The sequence below is a fragment of the Enterococcus quebecensis genome (genome assembly GCF_001730365.1).
In the GTDB taxonomy this organism is placed as follows: Bacteria; Bacillota; Bacilli; order Lactobacillales; family Enterococcaceae; genus Enterococcus_L; species Enterococcus_L quebecensis.
The window spans coordinates 76788-96626 of the sequence record NZ_MIKB01000019.1; the positions used below are offsets into that span (position 1 = coordinate 76788).

General features: G+C 32.8%; 20 protein-coding genes. 18 read left to right on the forward strand and 2 right to left on the reverse strand.

Going from position 1 to position 19839, the window contains the following annotated elements; translation table 11 throughout:
* Window positions 1–31: 31 nt before the first annotated feature.
* A complete protein-coding gene (gene ispG / locus BCR23_RS14215; RefSeq protein ID WP_069636155.1) occupies window positions 32–1123 on the reverse strand; it encodes a flavodoxin-dependent (E)-4-hydroxy-3-methylbut-2-enyl-diphosphate synthase in 1092 nt (363 codons plus the stop codon).
* Between the two features lie 145 nt (window positions 1124–1268).
* Window positions 1269–2081, reverse strand: coding sequence for a DUF1189 domain-containing protein (locus BCR23_RS14220; RefSeq protein WP_069636156.1), 813 nt, complete (start codon window positions 2079–2081; stop codon window positions 1269–1271).
* Window positions 2082–2248: 167 nt separating this feature from the next.
* Here BCR23_RS14220 and BCR23_RS14225 point away from each other — a divergent pair, with 167 nt between their 5' ends.
* The 18 genes from BCR23_RS14225 to BCR23_RS14315 all read left to right on the forward strand — a co-directional run bounded on the left by BCR23_RS14225 (window position 2249) and on the right by BCR23_RS14315 (window position 19657).
* Window positions 2249–2857 (forward strand): superoxide dismutase, encoded by a 609-nt coding sequence (locus BCR23_RS14225; protein ID WP_069636157.1) that lies wholly within the window; start codon window positions 2249–2251, stop codon window positions 2855–2857.
* A gap of 130 nt (window positions 2858–2987) precedes the next feature.
* The gene (gene dapF, locus BCR23_RS14230; RefSeq protein WP_069636158.1) at window positions 2988–3965 is read left to right on the forward strand and encodes a diaminopimelate epimerase; all 978 of its coding nucleotides are present in this window, start codon (window positions 2988–2990) and stop codon (window positions 3963–3965) included.
* Window positions 3966–4040: 75 nt separating this feature from the next.
* A complete protein-coding gene (locus BCR23_RS14235) occupies window positions 4041–4877 on the forward strand; it encodes a hypothetical protein (RefSeq protein ID WP_069636159.1) in 837 nt (278 codons plus the stop codon).
* Between the two features lie 134 nt (window positions 4878–5011).
* Window positions 5012–5854: a YveK family protein gene (locus tag BCR23_RS14240; protein ID WP_069636160.1), complete on the forward strand. Its 843-nt coding sequence runs from the start codon at window positions 5012–5014 to the stop codon at window positions 5852–5854.
* 11 nt (window positions 5855–5865) lie between these two features.
* The gene (locus BCR23_RS14245; RefSeq protein WP_069636161.1) at window positions 5866–6567 is read left to right on the forward strand and encodes a CpsD/CapB family tyrosine-protein kinase; all 702 of its coding nucleotides are present in this window, start codon (window positions 5866–5868) and stop codon (window positions 6565–6567) included.
* 21 nt (window positions 6568–6588) lie between these two features.
* Window positions 6589–7353: a tyrosine-protein phosphatase gene (locus tag BCR23_RS14250; protein WP_069636162.1), complete on the forward strand. Its 765-nt coding sequence runs from the start codon at window positions 6589–6591 to the stop codon at window positions 7351–7353.
* Between the two features lie 182 nt (window positions 7354–7535).
* Window positions 7536–8201 (forward strand): sugar transferase, encoded by a 666-nt coding sequence (locus tag BCR23_RS14255; RefSeq protein WP_420809731.1) that lies wholly within the window; start codon window positions 7536–7538, stop codon window positions 8199–8201.
* A 23-nt stretch (window positions 8202–8224) separates the two neighbouring features.
* Window positions 8225–8683, forward strand: a complete 459-nt coding sequence (pssD, locus tag BCR23_RS14260; protein ID WP_069636163.1) for a PssD/Cps14F family polysaccharide biosynthesis glycosyltransferase — start codon at window positions 8225–8227, stop codon at window positions 8681–8683.
* A 15-nt stretch (window positions 8684–8698) separates the two neighbouring features.
* Entirely contained in the window at window positions 8699–9187 is a 489-nt protein-coding gene (gene pssE / locus BCR23_RS14265) for a PssE/Cps14G family polysaccharide biosynthesis glycosyltransferase (RefSeq protein ID WP_069636164.1), read from the forward strand.
* Window positions 9188–9191: 4 nt separating this feature from the next.
* Window positions 9192–10094, forward strand: a complete 903-nt coding sequence (locus BCR23_RS14270) for a glycosyltransferase family 8 protein (protein ID WP_069636193.1) — start codon at window positions 9192–9194, stop codon at window positions 10092–10094.
* Between the two features lie 10 nt (window positions 10095–10104).
* A complete protein-coding gene (locus BCR23_RS14945; RefSeq protein WP_069636165.1) occupies window positions 10105–10593 on the forward strand; it encodes a serine O-acetyltransferase in 489 nt (162 codons plus the stop codon).
* 14 nt (window positions 10594–10607) lie between these two features.
* On the forward strand, window positions 10608–11765 hold the full coding sequence (locus BCR23_RS14280) for a hypothetical protein (RefSeq protein ID WP_069636166.1): 1158 nt from the start codon (window positions 10608–10610) through the stop codon (window positions 11763–11765).
* A 15-nt stretch (window positions 11766–11780) separates the two neighbouring features.
* Window positions 11781–12920 (forward strand): glycosyltransferase, encoded by a 1140-nt coding sequence (locus tag BCR23_RS14285; RefSeq protein ID WP_069636167.1) that lies wholly within the window; start codon window positions 11781–11783, stop codon window positions 12918–12920.
* A 7-nt stretch (window positions 12921–12927) separates the two neighbouring features.
* Window positions 12928–14340 carry a lipopolysaccharide biosynthesis protein gene (locus BCR23_RS14290; protein WP_069636168.1) on the forward strand — a complete coding sequence of 471 codons (1413 nt, stop codon included), beginning with the start codon at window positions 12928–12930 and terminating at the stop codon, window positions 14338–14340.
* A 1100-nt stretch (window positions 14341–15440) separates the two neighbouring features.
* Window positions 15441–16571, forward strand: coding sequence for an LCP family glycopolymer transferase (locus BCR23_RS14300; protein WP_069636170.1), 1131 nt, complete (start codon window positions 15441–15443; stop codon window positions 16569–16571).
* 128 nt (window positions 16572–16699) lie between these two features.
* Window positions 16700–17401: a glucosamine-6-phosphate deaminase gene (nagB, locus tag BCR23_RS14305; RefSeq protein ID WP_069636171.1), complete on the forward strand. Its 702-nt coding sequence runs from the start codon at window positions 16700–16702 to the stop codon at window positions 17399–17401.
* Between the two features lie 107 nt (window positions 17402–17508).
* Entirely contained in the window at window positions 17509–18213 is a 705-nt protein-coding gene (locus tag BCR23_RS14310; RefSeq protein ID WP_069636172.1) for an MgtC/SapB family protein, read from the forward strand.
* A 325-nt stretch (window positions 18214–18538) separates the two neighbouring features.
* A complete protein-coding gene (locus BCR23_RS14315; RefSeq protein WP_069636173.1) occupies window positions 18539–19657 on the forward strand; it encodes an AI-2E family transporter in 1119 nt (372 codons plus the stop codon).
* Window positions 19658–19839: the final 182 nt, after the last annotated feature.

Genomic DNA, 19839 nt, shown 5'->3' on the forward strand with positions numbered 1-19839 from the left:
ATAGGTTCAATCTTTTTTGACTTCTATTCACTTAGATTTTTTCACCGCGAGCGTATGCTGCAGCAAGAATATCAACTTCTTTTTTCAATTCTTCAACCATGATCTCTTCTGGTACGGTGCGGATAATTTTTCCTTTTTTGAAAAGCATGCCTTTTCCGTTGCCGCCAGCAATACCAATGTCTGCTTCTCTTGCTTCTCCAGGACCATTAACAGCACAACCTAAAACAGCAACTTTGATTGGCGCTTTGATCTTTTCGATGTACTCTTCAATTTCATTAGCAATCGGTATTAGATCGATTTCAATACGTCCACAAGTCGGACAAGAAATTAACGTAGCAGCATTACTTGCTAAACCAAAAGCTTTCAGTACTTCTTTTGCTACTTTGATTTCTTCCACAGGATCAGCTGACAATGAAACCCGACAGGTATTTCCAATACCTCGGGAAAGTAATGCGCCCAGACCAGCAGCAGACTTCATACCACCAGAAAATTTTGTTCCAGCTTCTGTGATTCCTAAATGTAGGGGATAATCAAATGTTTGTGCAGCCAAAGTATATGCTTCGATTGCTAAGTTCACATCACTAGCTTTTAATGAAACAATGATATCGTAAAATTCTAAGTCTTCAAGAATTTTGATATGCTCAACAGCACTAGCAACCATAGCTTCAGCAGTTGGATAACCGTATTGCTGCAAGAATTTCTTTTCCAACGAGCCGGCATTAACACCAATTCGAATGGGAATTCCTTTCGCTTTACAGGCTGTAACGACTTTCTCTACACGATCTTTGCGTCCGATATTTCCTGGATTAATGCGGATTTTATCAACACCTTGTTCGATTGCTTTTAGTGCCAAGCGGTAGTCAAAGTGAATATCAGCAACTAGAGGAATCGAAATCTGACTTTTGATAGCGCCTAATGCAGCAGCGGCTTCTTCATCTGGAACAGCAACACGAACGATTTGGCATCCAGCTTCTTCTAACCGTTTAATTTGAGCTACAGTTCCCTCAATGTCATGTGTTTTTGTTGTACACATACTCTGGATAAATAGTTCATCACTGCCACCAATAGCTAAGTCGCCGACTTTAACTTGACGTGTATTTTTACGGTGGGTTAATTCTTCCATAATGATTCTCTCCTTAATTACTGCACTATTTATTTTGCTGACTGATTCGCAACAAGTATAATTCATGGTCTATCTTAACACATAATGATAAACCTGAGAATGTAAGAAAAGTTTAAGATTCGATCAAAAAAATTGTAGCCAAGTGTTAAACTAAAGGCGATTGATGCCGATTTTCTTTACGAATCGCAAGGAAAAAGATCAATAAAGAAACGAAAACAATCAAGAAACTATCATCGAAAGTGAGGTTGATAAAATGTAGAAAGCTGCTAATGATCACAGGTAATGTAGCGCAATAAGTGACAATTTTTAAGCAATCAAAAAAGCGTAATTTGTAAAGACGAAGTTTACTATAAAGATTGGCACCAATTGTGATTAAGAGCAAGTTGACGATTAAATTAATCAACGTTGGATACAAAGTAAAAATAAAAATGACTAATTTTATCCAAAAAGGAATATTAGCTTCATCTAGTGCTTGTTTTAAATCTTGACTATTCAAACCATCTAATGTGCCCTTTGAATAAGGGACTTCAAATTGATTGGTGCCTAACAGAGAATCAGCGGCACCAGAATCAGGCAAAGACACGATGAATTCATCTTTCAAAAAGCCTAAACTAATGGCATTGCCAACTGAATCAGCGCTCACGTCATTAAGAGATCGTTTTCCTTCTGGATCAAAGGTGAAAATAATTGAATTTGTTTGATAGATAAATCCCTCAGCTTGATTTTGGGTTTGAAGTTTTCCATCTGTAACTTTAAATTCTGGCAACTTTGCAGCAATTTTTTGTCCATCATCTTTAATATCCTGAAGAATAGTAAAGACTTGTTTTGTTATTGGCAATGTAAGAATGATACTTAAAAAAATAACATATAAAATAACTTTCCAAAAGGGCATTTTCTTAGCCTGATAGAGATCAGAAAACTGAAATAGTGAGTGTTTAAAAAGCGTAAATGTGTTCATAAATTCTCTCCTGACTTGAAATTGAATACACACGTCATTTTAAATGAGATAGCATGGAAAAACAAGTTTAGCAAAAAAAATGTAAGCAATTACTTTGAAGGTTGCCATAAAATCTGTTATGCTATGAATGTATGAAACGTTACACTCAATTAATGGAGGGATTTTTTATGACTTACACTGTACCAGAATTACCTTATGCTTATGATGCATTGGAACCTTATATTGATGTAGAGACAATGCACCTACACCATGACAAACACCATAACACTTATGTGACGAACTTAAATGCAGCAATTGAAAAACACCCTGAACTTGGGACTAAATCAGTTGAAGACTTGATTGCTGATATGAATAGTATCCCTGAAGATATTCGTACAGCAGTACGTAATAACGGTGGCGGACATGCCAATCACTCATTCTTTTGGGAAATCTTAGCACCAAACGCAGGTGGTCTACCAACTGGTGATATTAAAGATGCTATTGATACTGCTTTTGGTAGTTTTGATAAGCTAAAAGAAGAATTTAAAACAGCTGCAACTGGACGTTTTGGTTCAGGATGGGCTTGGCTAGTTTTAAATAATGGTAAGTTAGAAGTTACTTCAACACCTAACCAAGATTCTCCTTTAATGGATGGTAAAACACCAGTTTTAGGTTTAGATGTTTGGGAACATGCTTACTATCTAAAATATAAAAATGTTCGTCCAGATTACATTGAAGCATTTTGGAATCTTGTAAACTGGGATGAAGTAAATAAACGCTTTGCAGCAGCTAAATAGACGATAAAAATAGAAATTTTATAACTTTTTTTGAGGAAAACAGTAAATTACACTGTTTTCCTCTTTTTGTTTGTGGCATACTAGTAGTATGGGAAAGAAAAATAAGGGAAAAAGTAAGGGAGTTTTTACAATGAACATAGCTATGCAAAAAGTTCATGGTTCAGAAAATGATTTCTTTTTAATAGACGAAACTCAATTAGAACGCCCTTTTACAGATCAAGAAATTGAAGACCTACGGATCTGTTTATGTAATAGAGAGACTGGTTTGCTAGATGGTGCTGATGGTCTTTTGCTTGTCGAAAAAGCAACAAAAAGTGAGTCATTGGCTAAGATGCGTGTGATCAATAGCGATGGTAGCGAAGCAAGTATGTGTGGTAATGGGTTGCGCACAGTTGCAAGGTATTTAGCTGAGAAACATGATAAAAAGTCCTTCACTGTAGAAACAATGTTTGCTGATTTGAAAGTACAACAAGCAGATACTATTGCTGAAAATATAGCAACGTATCAAGTAGAAATTTCACCTGTTCATTTTGAAACAGACTCAATTCCAATGAAGAGTAATAAGGATAAGATTATTGATGAAATAATCCCAGATCTGTCTTCTACTCTAAGATTTTCAGTTGTGGCAGTCCCTAATCCTCATTTAATCACATTTGTTGATCATCAAATGCTTATGAGTGAAGAATTTGAGCGGATTGCAATCTATGTTAATGAAGAAAATCCAATATTTCCAGATGGAGTAAATGTAAGTTTTGTCGAGATTTTAGGTGAAAATCAGCTATTTGTGCGTACGTTTGAACGTGGTGTTGGTTTCACAAATGCTTGTGGTACAGCGATGTGTGCAAGTAGTCTAATGTACGCTTTATTATATAGTGGTGAGTTTGGAGAAACTATTACTGTCAAAAATATCGGTGGTATGGTGAAAACTGTTGTACATAAAGAATATAATGAAAGTTATTGGATAGAGCTGATTGGTAATGCCACAGTTACCCATCGTTTAACGGGGAGTCTGCTTGATTTTATCAAAGGTCAATTTGGTAAAATTAATATTGAAGAAACAATTGAACAAGCAGAGTATATCGCTTTCTTGGATACTATCAAAGAGTAATTGATTCATCAGAAACGTGTTATCTAAAAGGTAGGTTGGTTAAAAAATGTAGGTATGTTCAAAAGGAGTGTAAAAGTGATAAAAAGTGGTTTGGTAGGTCGTAATAAAGTCAAGATAATTATGTATTTAATTGTTATTGGTTGTTCAATTGGGATTTGTTTTTTAGGGTTAAGACTAAATGTAAGTCAGCAGCATCAAAGAAAAATTGAGTACGCTGAAGAGACAGTAAGAAACGAAGCTGTGAAAATAAAGCAGTTAAATAACCAAGTTCGTACCCTATATCAAAATGATCAGGAGGAATTTTTAATACATCCATTAGAAGAATCTTCAATAGTTGAAGTTGAAGAACAGATAGAATCTTTAAAGTCTAAAGCAGAAGATTTTGGTTTAAAGAGCAAAGATTTTTCTATGGATACTTCTGATGTGGTTAAAAGTAAACAAGAATTAGTGAACAAGATAAACCAAATAAAAAATAAAAGCAGTATTCAAAATCAGATAGCTGCTTTACTTGTTGATGCACCAAGTGATTGGGCAACTACTGCTGATACTGTTGTTATTAATGAAAAAGTAACCCTTCAAAAAATTGAGCGGATGCGAAGCGAAATTACTGGAAATACTGGTGTATGGCACAATGCAATTACAATTATATTGAATGAAATGGATAATCAGGTGAAGCAATACAATGAATTGAAGCAATCAATTGAACGAATGATTGATGGTGAAAGTTTGACGAATGATGCGACTATCGAAAATTTTATACTTAGTTTTAATCAGCTTGAGTTAATAAAAAATACCATTTTAAGAAAAGAATTAACTGATAAGTTGGAGTTGATTGATAAACGCTTAGAAAGCCATTCAGCAGGAATAGTGCCAAACGGATTACAAGAGGAAATAGTACCATCAAGTCAATAACTTATTGATAAGGCACAATGCTATCTCTTGTGTTCGTTCACTGTTGAGCGTGTGCTTTTTATTTTCTAAAATAGTCTTGCACTTGATTTAGCTAGAATTTATAATTATTTGTATGTAGTTAATTGGAGGAAAAAATGGAAGAGACAATCAGTTTACAAGAATTAATTGGAGTTTTAAAGAAACGTGTTGGTTTGATTATAGTTAGTATGTTTTTAGGTTTGGGCATAGCTGGGGTATTGACTTATTTTGTGATTACTCCTAGATATAGTTCTCAAGCTCAGTTAATTGTACGACTGCCACAAAATGAAACAACGAACGTCAATGATATCAATGGAAATTTACAAATGATCAATACCTATAAAGATTTGATTAAAAGCGATACAGTAATGAGTGAAGTGCAAAAAAAAATGAAGGCTGAACATGAAAATGATTTGTCCGTCGAAGAGTTGGGAGCGAGTGTCTCTGTAAATCAATCACAAAACTCGCAAATGTTTTCGATTGTATCAAAAGTGACTGACCCAATTCTTGCTCAAAATATTGCAAACCAGACTGCGTTAGTCTTCCAAGAAAAAGCAAAAGACATGCTGAATGTAGATAAAATAACGATTATATCAGCAGCTACTGCTAACGTTAAGCCAGTTTCGCCAAATGATAAGTTGAATTTATTAATTGGAGTGGCTTTGGGTATAATTTTCGGGATAGCAGCAGCCTTTATTTTAGAATTATTCGATAAAACGATTAAAGATGACCGTTTCGTTGAAGACGAGCTTGGTTTTACTATATTGGGAGTAGTTCCAAATATGACAGCAAAAGAACTGAGTGCCAAAGTTGTTAGAGCACCATCTACTTCACAAGTCGTTGAACCAAGGTTGCCAAAGAGTTTAAATTTAAATACAGAGCCACTAAAAAATATGTCACAAGAAAAAGCAGAGTCAGATGCGTCTACACCGGTACGTAGAAGTCGTCCGCGAGTTTAAAGGAGTAAAAAATGACAAATAAGATGAGACAACAAAAGAAACAAAAAACAAGAGCAGTCAGTTTGATTACTTTAGCCGACAAGTCTTCGCCGATTTCAGAGCAGTATCGAACGATTCGAACGAATATTCAATATGCTATGGTGGATCGAGATTTAAAAACATTAGTCATTACTTCCTCTGGACCAAGTGAAGGTAAATCTACTACTTCTGCTAATTTGGCTGTTGTTTTTGCTAATTCTGGCAAGCGTGTGTTGTTGGTAGATGCAGATATGCGAAAGCCAACCGTTGCAAAAACTTTCTCGTTGGACAATGTTCGGGGATTAAGTACTTTGTTAGGGAGTCGTGAAACAGTACTGCATCAGGTGGTTCAATCATCTGGGGTTGATAATTTATTCTTGATGACAAGTGGTCCTAAACCACCAAACCCATCTGAATTATTAGATTCTAGAAGGATGGGAGAATTATTACAAGAGCTTAAACAACAATACGATTTGATTATTTTTGATATGCCTCCGGTTGTGGCAGTAACGGATGCACAGATCGTTTCTTCAAAATCAGATGGAACGATTTTAGTTGTTCGAGAAAATGTCTCAAAAAGGGATTCTCTTTTGAAGGCAAAAAACTTATTAGAAATGGTGGATGCAAATATTCTTGGTGTTGTTTATAATGGTTCTAAAAATATAACAGACCAAGGTTATTATTACGGCTCATAGTAGTTAGAAAGGAAAAAAACGATGATTGATTTACATTGTCACATACTGCCAGGAGTCGATGATGGAGCACAGTCAATTGATGACTCTCTTGAGATGGCTAGAATGGCTGTTAAACAAGGCATTACCCATATTCTATGTACACCTCATCACAATAATGGTAAATATGACAATTCGGCTGGCAAAGTGATCTCTTGTGTGGTAGCTCTGCAAGAGGAGCTGGATCATCGGAAAATTCCGCTTACCTTATGGGAAGGCCAAGAAGTCCGTATTGGAGGTGATTTATCGGATCAAATTACAAACAATGATATTTTATTTGCAGATTTGAATAATCGGTACCTCTTGATTGAATTTCCAACCAATGAGATTCCAGCATATGCGAAACAATTATTTGTTGAGTTATTAGAGGCCGGTCACATTCCAATCATTGTTCATCCAGAAAGAAATAGCAAATTTATTGAAGATCCTAATGAGTTGTTGCCATTTTTAGAAATGGGGGTTTTGACCCAACTAACAGCTCCAAGTTACGTTGGTATTTTTGGAAACAAAATTGAAAAAACAGCAAAACAGATGGTTGCTCATAACATGGTATATATGATGGCATCTGATGCTCATAATGTTGGTAAACGTGGTTTTTTCATGAAAAAAGCATATGATGCAATCGCAAAAGATATGGGTGAGGAACATGTTTTAGCGATGCAGCAAATGGCCAGAGATATCTTGAATGGAGATGATATTCAAAGGCCAGAATTCAAGGAGATTAAAAGGAAAAAATTTGGTTTGTTTTAGAATTGATTTAGATTAAAAAAGTATCATATTAGTTGTTGGTATGCGTTTAATACATAGTGGTTGTTGTATAAAAAATGCATAACTTAGTTGTTGGTATTGTGTGAGTAGTTCTAAAAGGAGTGTTAAATTTGGAGGGAAAGTTTGTAGATGTGGGGAGAAGTGTACCACAAAATAAAGAATCTATAAAATCAGAGAATAAAGTGGTTGATTCAAATCTAAAAAAAGATTTTGGACAACAAACTTTATCTTTTCGTGTGCTCAAAAGAGGATTAGATATTTCAGGCAGTTTATTAGGACTTATACTCTTAAGCCCAGTATTTCTTATTGTTGCTTTTTTGATAAAAAAAGAGAATCCAAACGGATCTGTGTTTTTCTCTCAGCAAAGAGTGGGTAAACAAGGAGAGTTGTTTACTATGTATAAATTTCGCTCAATGTGTACAGATGCAGAAAAACAATTAGATGAATTACTCGAATATAATGAAATCGAAGGTGCGATGTTCAAGATGAAAGATGACCCTAGAGTGACTAAAATAGGGAAAAAAATTCGTAAAACGAGCATTGATGAACTTCCTCAGCTTTTGAATGTTTTAAGAGGTGAAATGTCTTTAGTTGGACCAAGACCACCTTTACAAAGAGAAGTTGCTGAATATAGTCAGCGTGATAAGCAGAGGCTACTTGTTAAACCTGGTTGTACGGGTTTGTGGCAAATACGAGGTAGGAATGATGTTCATTTTGACGACATGGTGGAATTTGATTTGGAGTATATTGGAAGTCAGTCTATGGGAAATGACTTGAAAATTATGTTTCAGACGATTAAAGTAATGTGTTTTTCTAAAGGAGCTTATTGAAAAGGTATTGGAGAAGAAAAAGGATGGCTAAGAAAAAAGTGTGTTTAATTGCCTCATCAGGGGGGCATTATGATGAGTTACTGATGTTAAATAAATTAGGTGAAACTTTTGAAATCTATAGGGTCACTGAAAAAACTGCATATAATCATTCGGAAAAAAATATTTATTTTCTTAAGCAGTTAAATAGAAAAGAAATTTTTATTATTATTAATCTTTTATGGAATTCAGTACTATCCATTAGAATATTTTTTAAAGAAAATCCTGATATTATTATTTCTACAGGAGCGCTATCTGTTATTCCAACATATATCATTGGGAGAATTTTTAGGAAGAAATTAATTTTTATAGAATCTTTTGCTAAAATTTCTTCACCTACATTAACAGGAAAGTTGCTATATAGATTTTGTGACATATTTATTATACAGTGGGAGAGTTTAAAAGAGTTTTATCCGAATGCGGTCTATCTGGGAAATATATATTAAGGGAGCAAAAAAACAATGATTTTTGTAACGGTTGGTTCGCAAAAATTTCAATTTAATAGACTTATTAAAATGGTTGATGACTTTATTGAAAATGGAAAAATTTCTGACAAAGAAGTAATCGGTCAAATTGGTTCATGTTCATATAAACCCAAAAATTTTACATCAAAAGATTTTTATGAAAAGTCATGTATGAATGCTTTGTACGATCGAGCTGATATAGTAATTACTCACGGAGGGACTGGATCTATTATTTCTGCGTTAGATAGGAATAATAAAGTGATTGTAGTCCCAAGGGAAGCTGCGTGTGGAGAGCATGTTGATAACCATCAATTCCAAATTTCCAAATTATTTGAAGAGCTCGATTATTGTGTCGAAGCAACGGATTATGAGAGCTTTTCTAGAGGTTTAGACAAAGTTAAAGAGCATGAATTTAATAGTTTTAAATCAAACAATGATATCTTCTTTTCAAATTTAATAAATCTGATTAATGATGAGAGTGTGTAAAGTGATGAATGAGAGTGAAATAAATGTAGCGCTAATTACGGATAAAAATTACTTTATTCCAGCTATAGCTACAATAAAAAGTATGTTGGCGAATACAAATAGAACAGTTAATGTGAAATGTATCTTGACAGAGGTGGTTGAAAATGAACTAAATGAGTTAGTAGATGAATTGGAAAATAAGTATCAAAATAGTAAAATTGACTTTTTATATTTTGATGATTCTATTTTAAGTCATGTTAAACCTAAATGGCATATTTCTAGGGCTGCGTATGTGAAAATTTATTTACCGTCTATTTTGTCAAATTGGGAAACATGTATTTTTTTAGATAGTGATTTGTTAGTAAAGGAAGACATAGGATTACTGTGGGATGAATTTCAGAATAATGGATATGGAAAAGAATTGGCAGCTGTTTGGAATCCAGGTTATAACAAGGATAATGAGGTTATGGGACTGGAGGAAGATGAGAAAACATTTAATAGCGGTATTATGGTTATGAATTTAAACAGTATGCGAAAACAGAATGCAACTGAAAAACTAGAAAAATTCATTAAAGAATTTAACCATGTAACATTATTGAATGATCAGGCAGCCTTTAATGCCGTGTATAAAAGGGAATGGCTTGAACTACCGTTAAAATGGAATGTACAATTTCTATTTTTTGCCAAAAGAGGAAAAGAGATTGGGATTGAAAAACAAAGCTTAGAACAATTGAAAAAAAATCCGGCAATAGTACATTTTACAACGTCATCAAAGCCATGGAAATTTAGAAGTGTACATCCGTTTAAAAAAGAATATTTGCCTTATTATCTTAGTGTTGAGAATTCTACCTACCAAGGAAAAGTTTCATTTATTGATGTGATAAAGAGAGTAAGAGAGATTTTTTTGTTTGCTATAGGAAAAATCTGAGAGGATAATTATGAAAGCTACAAAATTACTGAAATTTGCGATTTATTTGAGTGTTAGAAATTTTAATTTTCTTTCACACTTAATAGTTCTTATTTTGAGATATTTATTTGCTTTTGAAGCGTATGTAAACAAACATACAAAAATAGGGGGAAATGTACAGTTCAAGCACAATGGATTAGGTTGTGTCATTCATCCCAGAATAAACATAGGTGATAATTGTTGGATATATCAAAATGTGACAATTGGTGCAAATACAAGGTATAGAAATGGAGTGTTAGATAACACAGGTGCTCCGACTATTGGTAGTAATACTGTGATCTATTCTGGTGCAGTTATTGTCGGACCTATAACTGTCGGAGAAAACTGTGTGATTGGAGCTAATACTGTTGTTTCAAAAAATATACCGTCTAATTCTATTGTTTACGGTAATCCAGCAATTGTTAAGGAGATCAAAGAAGGAATTGATTATATAACTCCAAAAAGTTTGATAGAAAAATAGAAGTTGGAGGTCGTATGAGTAAAGAATTTCATTTAAAAAAAGCACTAGTATTAACAATGTTTTCAATATATTTGCTCACCTTTTTTTTAATACAAAACTCTATGTTGAATTTAATTACAAATTTTTCTGATTTTGCTTTAGAGTTTAAAAATTTTTATTTATTAGTATCCATTCTTTTTATTGTATTTTTTAATAGATATAGTATGAATCAAATTGTTGTTTTAGTAGGAATGTTCATTCCTTTATTTATAACAAGAATAGTTGCAGGAGCCTCTCCGTTATTGGAGTTATTAATAATTGTCTCTAGCTTGAAATGTGTGTCGTTGAAGAATATAATTAAAACAATTTATGTGACTCAGGTACTGAGTTTCACGGTAATATTATTATTGTTTTTTATGTCTGTGATTCCTGACAGAATTGTAATTAGAGATGGGGTTACGAGAACTTCCTTAGGGTTTTGGCATCCGAACACAGTAGGATTAATGCTATTGTGTATATTTATCTTATCTATTTTTTCAGAAAATAAATTTAGTCGGTTACTATTTAAGCTAATTTTATTCAACGCAATAAGTGTTACTGTATATGGGTTAACGAATTCTAGAACGTCATTTATACTTGTCTTATCTGTTTCGATTTTGGTATTAGTGCAGCATTTTTTTAAAGAAAATAATATTATATTTTTAAACACTCGTTGGTTTACCCCATCAGTCTTGTTATTGTTACTATTTTTGTCCTATTTTGCATCGTTACTTTATTCAAAAGGCAATAGTCAATTGATTGAACTAAATGCTCTAGTATCTAATCGAATTTCATTAGGAAGTAAGTTTCTAAATGAGTATAGTCTGACTCTTTTTGGGCAAAAAGTTGAATATAACAGTTTGAATTATTTGGTACAGGAAATAATTGGTTTTCAATATCGTGTTCTAGACAATGTTTATTTAAAGTATTTATTAAACTTTGGCTTAATTTCAACATGTTTACTTGTTTGGTATTTATATAAAATCTCTTCTGTGTTGAAAAGTAACTATTTGAAAGCTTGGAACACGTATCTTTTTATTTTCTTGATTTTTGGTTTGATGGAACAGTCTGCTTTTAGCTATGGTACAAATTTCTTTCTTTTTTTTGGAGTCATACTTTTGAATGGTAAAGAAAATGAAGAATTTATTAAATAAGAAAGGAATTAGTAAATGAATATTTGTTTGGTAAATGTGGATTTTAAAATGGGGGGACAACAAAAAGTTGTTCTAGATTTAGGTAAACAGCTTTCTAATTTTGAAAATCAGATATCCTTCTATTCATTTCGCCCAGCAGTACCATTCTTTGACATAGAGGGACTCGATATGATGATAGATCTATCTGATGATGAATTATCTGTTCTATCAAGAATAAAAAGAAAAGTACTCAGGAAAACCGTTTTTTCTGATGGAAAAGCAAATCCGGTGGCAGAATTTTCTAAGCGACATCAAAGAATGTTAGAATATTTAAAAGAACGAAAAATTGATTTGGTGATTTTAAATGGAGGATTTTTAACAGCGTTCAGTAAGTCTATAAAAGAATATTTACCGAGCATTAAAGTAATTTCTTGGCAACATAATATGGCGGAAATATATTTGGAAAATTATTACAGTGAAATCAAAGACAAGTATCTAGAAGGATTGAAGTACAGCGACTCTGTAGTTTGTCTAACGAAATCTGATAAAGAGGTATTCGCTAAATACAATGATTATACAATCAATATACCGAATAGTGTTACGGTAAGTAAAAAAAAGCAGTGTGAAGATTGCACAAGCAACGATATTATTTTCGTATCAAGGTATAATGTTGAGTCTAAGGGAATTGATTATTTAATCGAGTTAGTTAAGTTATTGCCATCAGATGTGAGAGTGAAGTTTGCTGGTTCTGGAACAAAAAAACAAGAGCGACTAGTAAAAAAGATGATATCGAAGAGTGGACTATCTAATAGAATAATTTTATTAGGGGCATTGAATGATGAAGAGTTATCCGAGCTATATCAGCAAGGTAGAGTCTTTTTGTCTACTTCCAGATGGGAAGGCTTTGGGCTTTCTATTGTTGAAGCAATGACATTTGGATTACCAGTTGTTTCATTTGATACAACTGGCCCAAGAGAGATAATCGGCAACAATGAATATGGTATTGTGATTAAATCTTTTGATATTTTCAATATGGCAAAAGAGGTTGAACGCTTGTTGAAAGACGATGCTCATTACGAGGAATTAAGTAGACTGGCTAAAAAAAGATCGAAAGACTTTATCCCTAAAAAAATCGCAAAGCAATGGGAAATTCATATTCAAGAAGTTTTTAAGTGAGGTAATTATGAAAAAGTTTATTTCAAAATTAATGGGATTTTCTATCGGACCTATCCTTGGAGCTGCAATATCGTTCTTAACAGTGCCTATTACGACATACTATATTGATCCGTCTGAATTTGGAAAAGCAAGTATGTTTTCCGTCATTCAATATTTTTTATTATCAATTATATTTTTAGGTATAGATCAGTCATACACAAGAGAGTATCACAGAGTTGAGAATAAAAATAAAGTTTTTCAAAACGCGCTCATAATTCCTTTGCTTGCTTCGATGTTACTAAGTGTCATAATTTTTATTTTTCAAAACCAATTTTCAATCTTTCTTTTTTCTGATTCTAAATACCCCGAGATAAGCATTTTATTTGGTATTATGATTGTTTTATCTGTTGTTGAACGGTTTATTTTATTGTCAATTAGAATGGCTGAAAAAGCCCTAGAATATTCACTCTTCTCAGTGTTTTTAAAATTAGTAGTATTTGTTTTTACACTAGTACTTGTTTTGTCAGGGAAGAGAACATTTCTAACCATTGTATACGCAACTATCTTTGGTCAATTTTTAGGAGATGCTTTTTTAATAATAAGACACAGAAAACTTTTAAAGATCGGCTTGAATGACTTTGATTATCCTCTGTTGAAAAAGATGATTACTTTTGGGTTACCTTTGGTAATAGCTGCATCTTTAAGTAATCTTTTAAATACTTCAGGCAGATTCTTTTTAAGAGGATATAGTACTTTTTATGAGCTAGGAATATATACAGCGGCACTAAAAATATCCAACATTTTACAAATAATACAAACAGCGTTTACTAGCTTTTGGGTTCCAACTGCATATAGATGGGACAAAGAAAAAAAAGATATAAAACACTTTTCTTTTGTAAGTGATATTTTACTTTTGGTGATGACGATCGGGTTCTTTTTAATTTTGTTTTTCAAAAAATATATTGCGCTGATTTTATCAAGCGACTATAGTGAAGCGCAGTTTGTGGCTGGTCTATTAGCTCTTACACCGATTCTTTACACATTGAGTGAAACATCTACTTTAGGAATAGTTTTTTCTGGTAAGAGCCACTACAATATTTGGGTGAGTATCCTAGCAATTATACCTAATTTAGTGTTAAATTATTTATTGGTTCCGAAGTTCGGTACTATCGGTGCGGCATTAGCCACTGCGTTTGCGTATATCGTTTTTTGTATTTCTAGAACTTATTTTTCTAGAAAATGTGATTTTAAAATCAGTTTCTATAAGCAATCGATTTGTATTTGTCTGTTTTTTATCGCAGCGTGCTTGAATTCCTTTGAGTACGAATATTCTTATATTGTAACACTAGGATTTTTTATAATTACATTGCTAGTTCAATACTCAACGTTTAGTAAAATTATTGAAGTCAAAAAAAATTCTGAACAATGGAATTTTGAATAGTATTATATGTGGAATTTGAATATTGTTAATTGAAAATAATAATTGCGAAGAAGGTGATTTATTGCTAACTAGGATTAGTAATGTTTGCCATTATTCTTCATAATAAGTGGATTTTTGAATAAAGTGAAAAATCAAGAAAATTTTAAGCAGTTTTTTTTGAAAAGATCTTGAACATGTGGGTTCGATACTTACTATTAGGCGTATTTTCTATCATGAATATACAAGTTTCGACCTGTAAAGAATTACTGAAATTATTATATAGTGGTACAAAGGCTACAGGTATAATCGGTGCATATTGGTTTATCCCTGTTCTGTTTTTTACTGAGTTAGCTAATTATTTTCTTCAAAAAGTAAGTAACAGAACAATCAGAATAGTTATTTTACTTATTAGATATGTTGTATTTCAATTTGCTTTAAAAAATATAAATTTGCCTATGAATCTTAATATTGTTCCAATTGCGTTAGTTTTTTTCTCAATAGGTGTTTCTCTTAAAGGAAATTGGCATTATAGAGTAGTTATTAGTAAGTTATCGATAACAATATTGATAGTATTCATCCTTTTTTATAGTTTGAATTTGACTGATTTTAAATGTTGATTTGAAAAATGCTGTGGCATCAGCCCTAATCTTGGATGTTCTAGTTCCAGTAGCTTTTTGCCAGCTTATATTTTTTATATCTACGTTTTTGGAAAACTAGCGAATTATCTTTTATGGGAAAAGAAAGTTTGTTTTTTATGTTGACTCATAATTTAATCATTGTGTTTTTGGAATCAAAAGGTATTCATAGTTGGAGTATAATTTTCATTTTTACTTTATTGATCTTATTATTGTTATATTTTCCTTTAAGTTTGCTAATAAAACAAAGTACTGCTTTTGTACAGTCAGTAACTAACTATTATCAAGAACATTGACATTATAATTATATTGGTGGATGAGTGATACAATATTAATTTATCATATAAGAAAATAATATTATTTGCATCATTATTTTACAAATACATTAAGATATCATGCCAATTCCTCAAATATGTTGCGACACTTCTCAAATTGTGAGAAAATAGACATCATGAATTATTCTTGCAAAAAATGAGGAAGTGTCTTATGAAACTATGGAAAAAAGCAATATTGACCGTTTTAGGATTAGTTCTTGTTTCGGTTGCAGGTTTTTGTGCATATGGGATTAAAATGTACTCTGATGCATCGTATACAGTTAAAGGTGTTTATGAATCTATCGATCGGACTTCTAAGAGAAGAGACAAAGTCGTAAATATCGATGCTCAAGAACCGTTTTCTGTATTACTGATGGGAATCGATACTGGAGATTTAGGTCGCACAGAACAAGGTCGTTCTGATACTACGATGGTCGTTACTGTCAATCCCAAGGAAAAGAAATCTACGATGATCAGTTTAGATCGAGATATTTTGACAGAAATAGTCGGAAACGGTACGGAAGATAAATTAAATCATGCGTATGCTTTTGGCGGAGCTAAGATGGCTATTGATACAGTTTCAGAGCTGTTAGATATTCCAATAGATAATTATGTGTCGATCAATATGAAAGGCATGAAAGATTTAATTGATGCTGTTGGAGGAATCGAAGTCGATAATACGCTTGGTGAGTTTACATTGGACGGTATTGTTGTTCCTGCTGGAAAGACGAAATTAGATGGTGAAACGGGATTGGCGTATGCTCGTATGCGTAAAGAAGATCCGGAAGGCGATATCGGACGTCAGCGTCGTCAAAGAGAAGTTGTGGAAAAAATCGTCCATAAAGTCATCAGTTTAGATGGTGTGGCAAAATATAGAAAAATTTTGGATGCTGTAAAAGACAATGTGAAAACAGATTTAACTTGGGATAATATGGTAGATATTCAAAAGAAATATTTGCCTGCGTTTAAAAATATTGATTCATTGCAACTAGAAGGTGAAGGTACAGAAATCAATAGTATCTATTATCAACTAGTAGACCCAACGAAATTGTATGAAGTACAAACTGAGTTACGTGCTCAATTGGGTCTGTCTAAGAATGAAGAAATGCAAGCAAAAGATAATAGCAACTATAACAATTATGCTGGTAATGGTGCTGCATACGGTGGAACCTCTGCCGACAACGCTAACTATAACTATGATTCAAATGCTTATGTTGATCCTAATGCAAACACTAATGGTTCGACGTACACTAACCAAAATGAGGTAGAGGATCAAACGCCTTACCAAGCGAACGGCTACTAAATACAGACTTCTATTCTTAACGAGAATAGAAGTTTTTTTTAGTTTCTATTCAGTTTAGACTAGAAATCTTTTTTTTAGGGTGTTATAATTGGACTATACCGAATCTGAAAATAAGGGAGCAATTTTTAATGAAAATTATTAAAGTAGCGAACGCTGAAGAAGGCGGAAAAAAAGCATTTGAATTGATCAAAGAAGGCATGAATAATGGTGCAAAAGTTTTAGGACTTGCTACAGGAAGCACACCAGAAACATTATATAAAGAAATGACTACAAGTGATTTAGATTTTACAGATATGACATCTGTAAACTTAGATGAATATGTTGGTTTAGGTGGAGATGATGATCAAAGTTATCGTTACTTCATGAATGATCAATTATTCAACAAAAAACCATTTAAAAACACGTATGTGCCAAATGGAAAAGCAGAAGATTTAGTAGCTGAATGCAAACACTATGAAAGTATTATCGACAGCAACCCAATTGATATTCAGATTTTAGGCATTGGTCAAAATGGACATATTGGTTTTAATGAGCCAGGAACGCCTTTAGATAGTTTAACTCATGTAGTTGAATTAACAGAATCTACAATCAACGCAAATAAACGCAATTTTGAAAAAGTAGAAGACGTGCCAACAAGAGCTGTTTCAATGGGGATTGGTTCAATCATGAAAGGCAAAAAAATGATTTTAATGGCTTATGGTGAAGCAAAGGCAGATGCGATCAAAGGAATGATCAACGGACCTGTTTCTGTTGATTTACCAGCAAGTGCTTTACAAAACCATTCAGATGTTGTTGTTATCCTTGATGATGCAGCAGCAAGCAAATTATAATATTTGTAATGAACCTGTCTTGTAAAAGATGGGTTTTTTTATATAGCATCGTTTACTTCTAATTAGTGATATAATGAAATAGAAGAGTATTAGGAGGAAAGAGTAGAATGGATATAGATTTAACGATTCCTGAAATTATTATACGATTATGTTTGGCAATGTTGATTGGCGGAACGATAGGGTTTGAGCGGCAATATAAAAATCGACCAGCTGGCATGCGGACACACATTCTCGTATGTATGGGGGCTACAATTATTGCATTAATTCAAGTTGAAATCGCTGCAAGTGCTTTACGTGATGCGACAGATCATCCTGAATTAGTTGGAGTGATACGCTCGGATCAAGCCAGGTTGATAGCTCAAGTTGTCAGTGGGATAGGTTTTCTAGGAGCTGGAACAATTATCGTAACTAAGCAGTCGGTAACAGGACTGACAACCGCAGCTTCACTTTGGGCTATAGCAGGGTTAGGAATTGCGATTGGTATGGGTTACTATGCTGTTGCTATCACCAGCTTTATTGGTGTTTTTATTGCATTAACATTAGTAAGAAAAGTAATTCATGTACCGACAACAAAAAAATTAGAAATTCGCTATATACACAAGCAGGAAACAAAAGAATTTATTAATAACTATTTTGAAGAACATAAAATCGAAATTGACGATGTTAACTTTAATGTGGTACTAGTTGATGATACACAAATTTATACGAATATTTATACGATTGACTTGCCGAGAGGAATGACCTATGCGGAAGTTATAGAAGATTTATCAATATATAAAAATATAACTAAACTGCGTTTGGTCAGCATTTAAGCCACTTTAATAATTACAAGAAAAATAAGGTAATCTTGAAAAATTGTATTTCGAGAGTACCTTTTTTTTATGTCTATTAGAAATCTACCAATGAATCCTAGAGATAATTTATATAATAAAATTATCATGAGGCACTTTTTGAAATAATTGATTCAGTGAAAAACTGTAAGTAGAATGGGTACATCGTTTAATATCTCTGTTAAAATTAGATCAATGTAACTGTAAAAGAGAGACTCTCTTTCATAATACAATAGTTTAAGAAAAAAAATCTTTTTATACTAAAAAAGAATGGTAAAATAAAAGTATCATATATTGGAGGTTTTGTATGGGCTCACTATTTAAACAATCAAAATTGTTGTTTTGGACAGTAGAAATTGTATTGACGATTATTGGTGTCTTCTTTTTATTAAAGATGCCTAATGTATTTAGTCCTATTTTAGGAATGGCGTCAGCTGTTTTTATGCCGTTATTGATTGCTGGTTTTCTATATTATATGTTTGACCCGATTGTGGTTTTCTTAGAAAAACGAGGTTTACCTAGAATTGTGGGTTTCTTACTTTCTTTTATTGTATTGATTGTTTTGATCACATTAGTAGTCATGAATGTGGTTCCTCAATTGGTGAATCAGTCTTTGGAGTTAAGCCAGTCACTTCCTAGCTATGCAGAGGAAATGAATCAATGGTTGAAAGATTTAGGTAACTTAGAAGCGTTGAAAGGTTTTAATGTTCAGGAACAACTAGATAAAATGAATATTACGATCAGTAATATTTTGAATTTTGCGATTGTGGGTGTAACTAGTAGCCTTTCTAAAATTGTTAGTGTTTTGTTGAGGTTCTTTATTTTACTATTTACAGTGCCCTTTATCTTGTTTTTTATGTTTAAGGATGGTCATAAGTTTTTAGATGCAATGTCTCATTTCTTTCCAAAAAGTGTCCGTAGCGAGTTACGTCAAACGGTCAAGGAAATGAATCAAACGTTATCAGCTTATATCAGTAGTACAGTTTTGGATGCTTTTATTATTGGCATATTAAGCTTTATAGCGATGACGATTTTTAAACAACCTTATGGTTTATTGTTGGCTGTTTTTTGTGGTTTGACGAATATTATTCCTTATGTTGGCCCTTTTATTGGTGCAGTTCCAGCAATTTTAGTTGGACTATTTATATCACCATGGCAGGCCCTTTATATGGTGATATCAATTTTAGTTATTCAACAACTGGATGGTAATTTGATCAAGCCTTTATTAATGGGAAAATCATTGAATATTCATCCATTAACAATTATTTTGGTCTTGATTGCGTCAGGAAGTGTAGGCGGCATTATTGGTATGTTGATCTGTATTCCTGTTTATGCAGTGATTAAGACATTAGTCATCAATATTAGTAAGATGTTTAGGATTAGACAAGAAAGTAAGGATCGCACCTTTGATGAAGAGGTTAGCTGAGTCGTAATGACTCGGCTTTTTTTATGCTAAAAAATAAGAAGAAATGGAATGATAGTTATGTAATTATTGTGGAATATTTATTTGGTTGGATAAAGTATATATTTCAACTGTAAACATCTATAAATGCAGTTATTAAGAAATTTTTGAGAGTTTTCTTTTGTTAAGAAATAATAGATAAATAG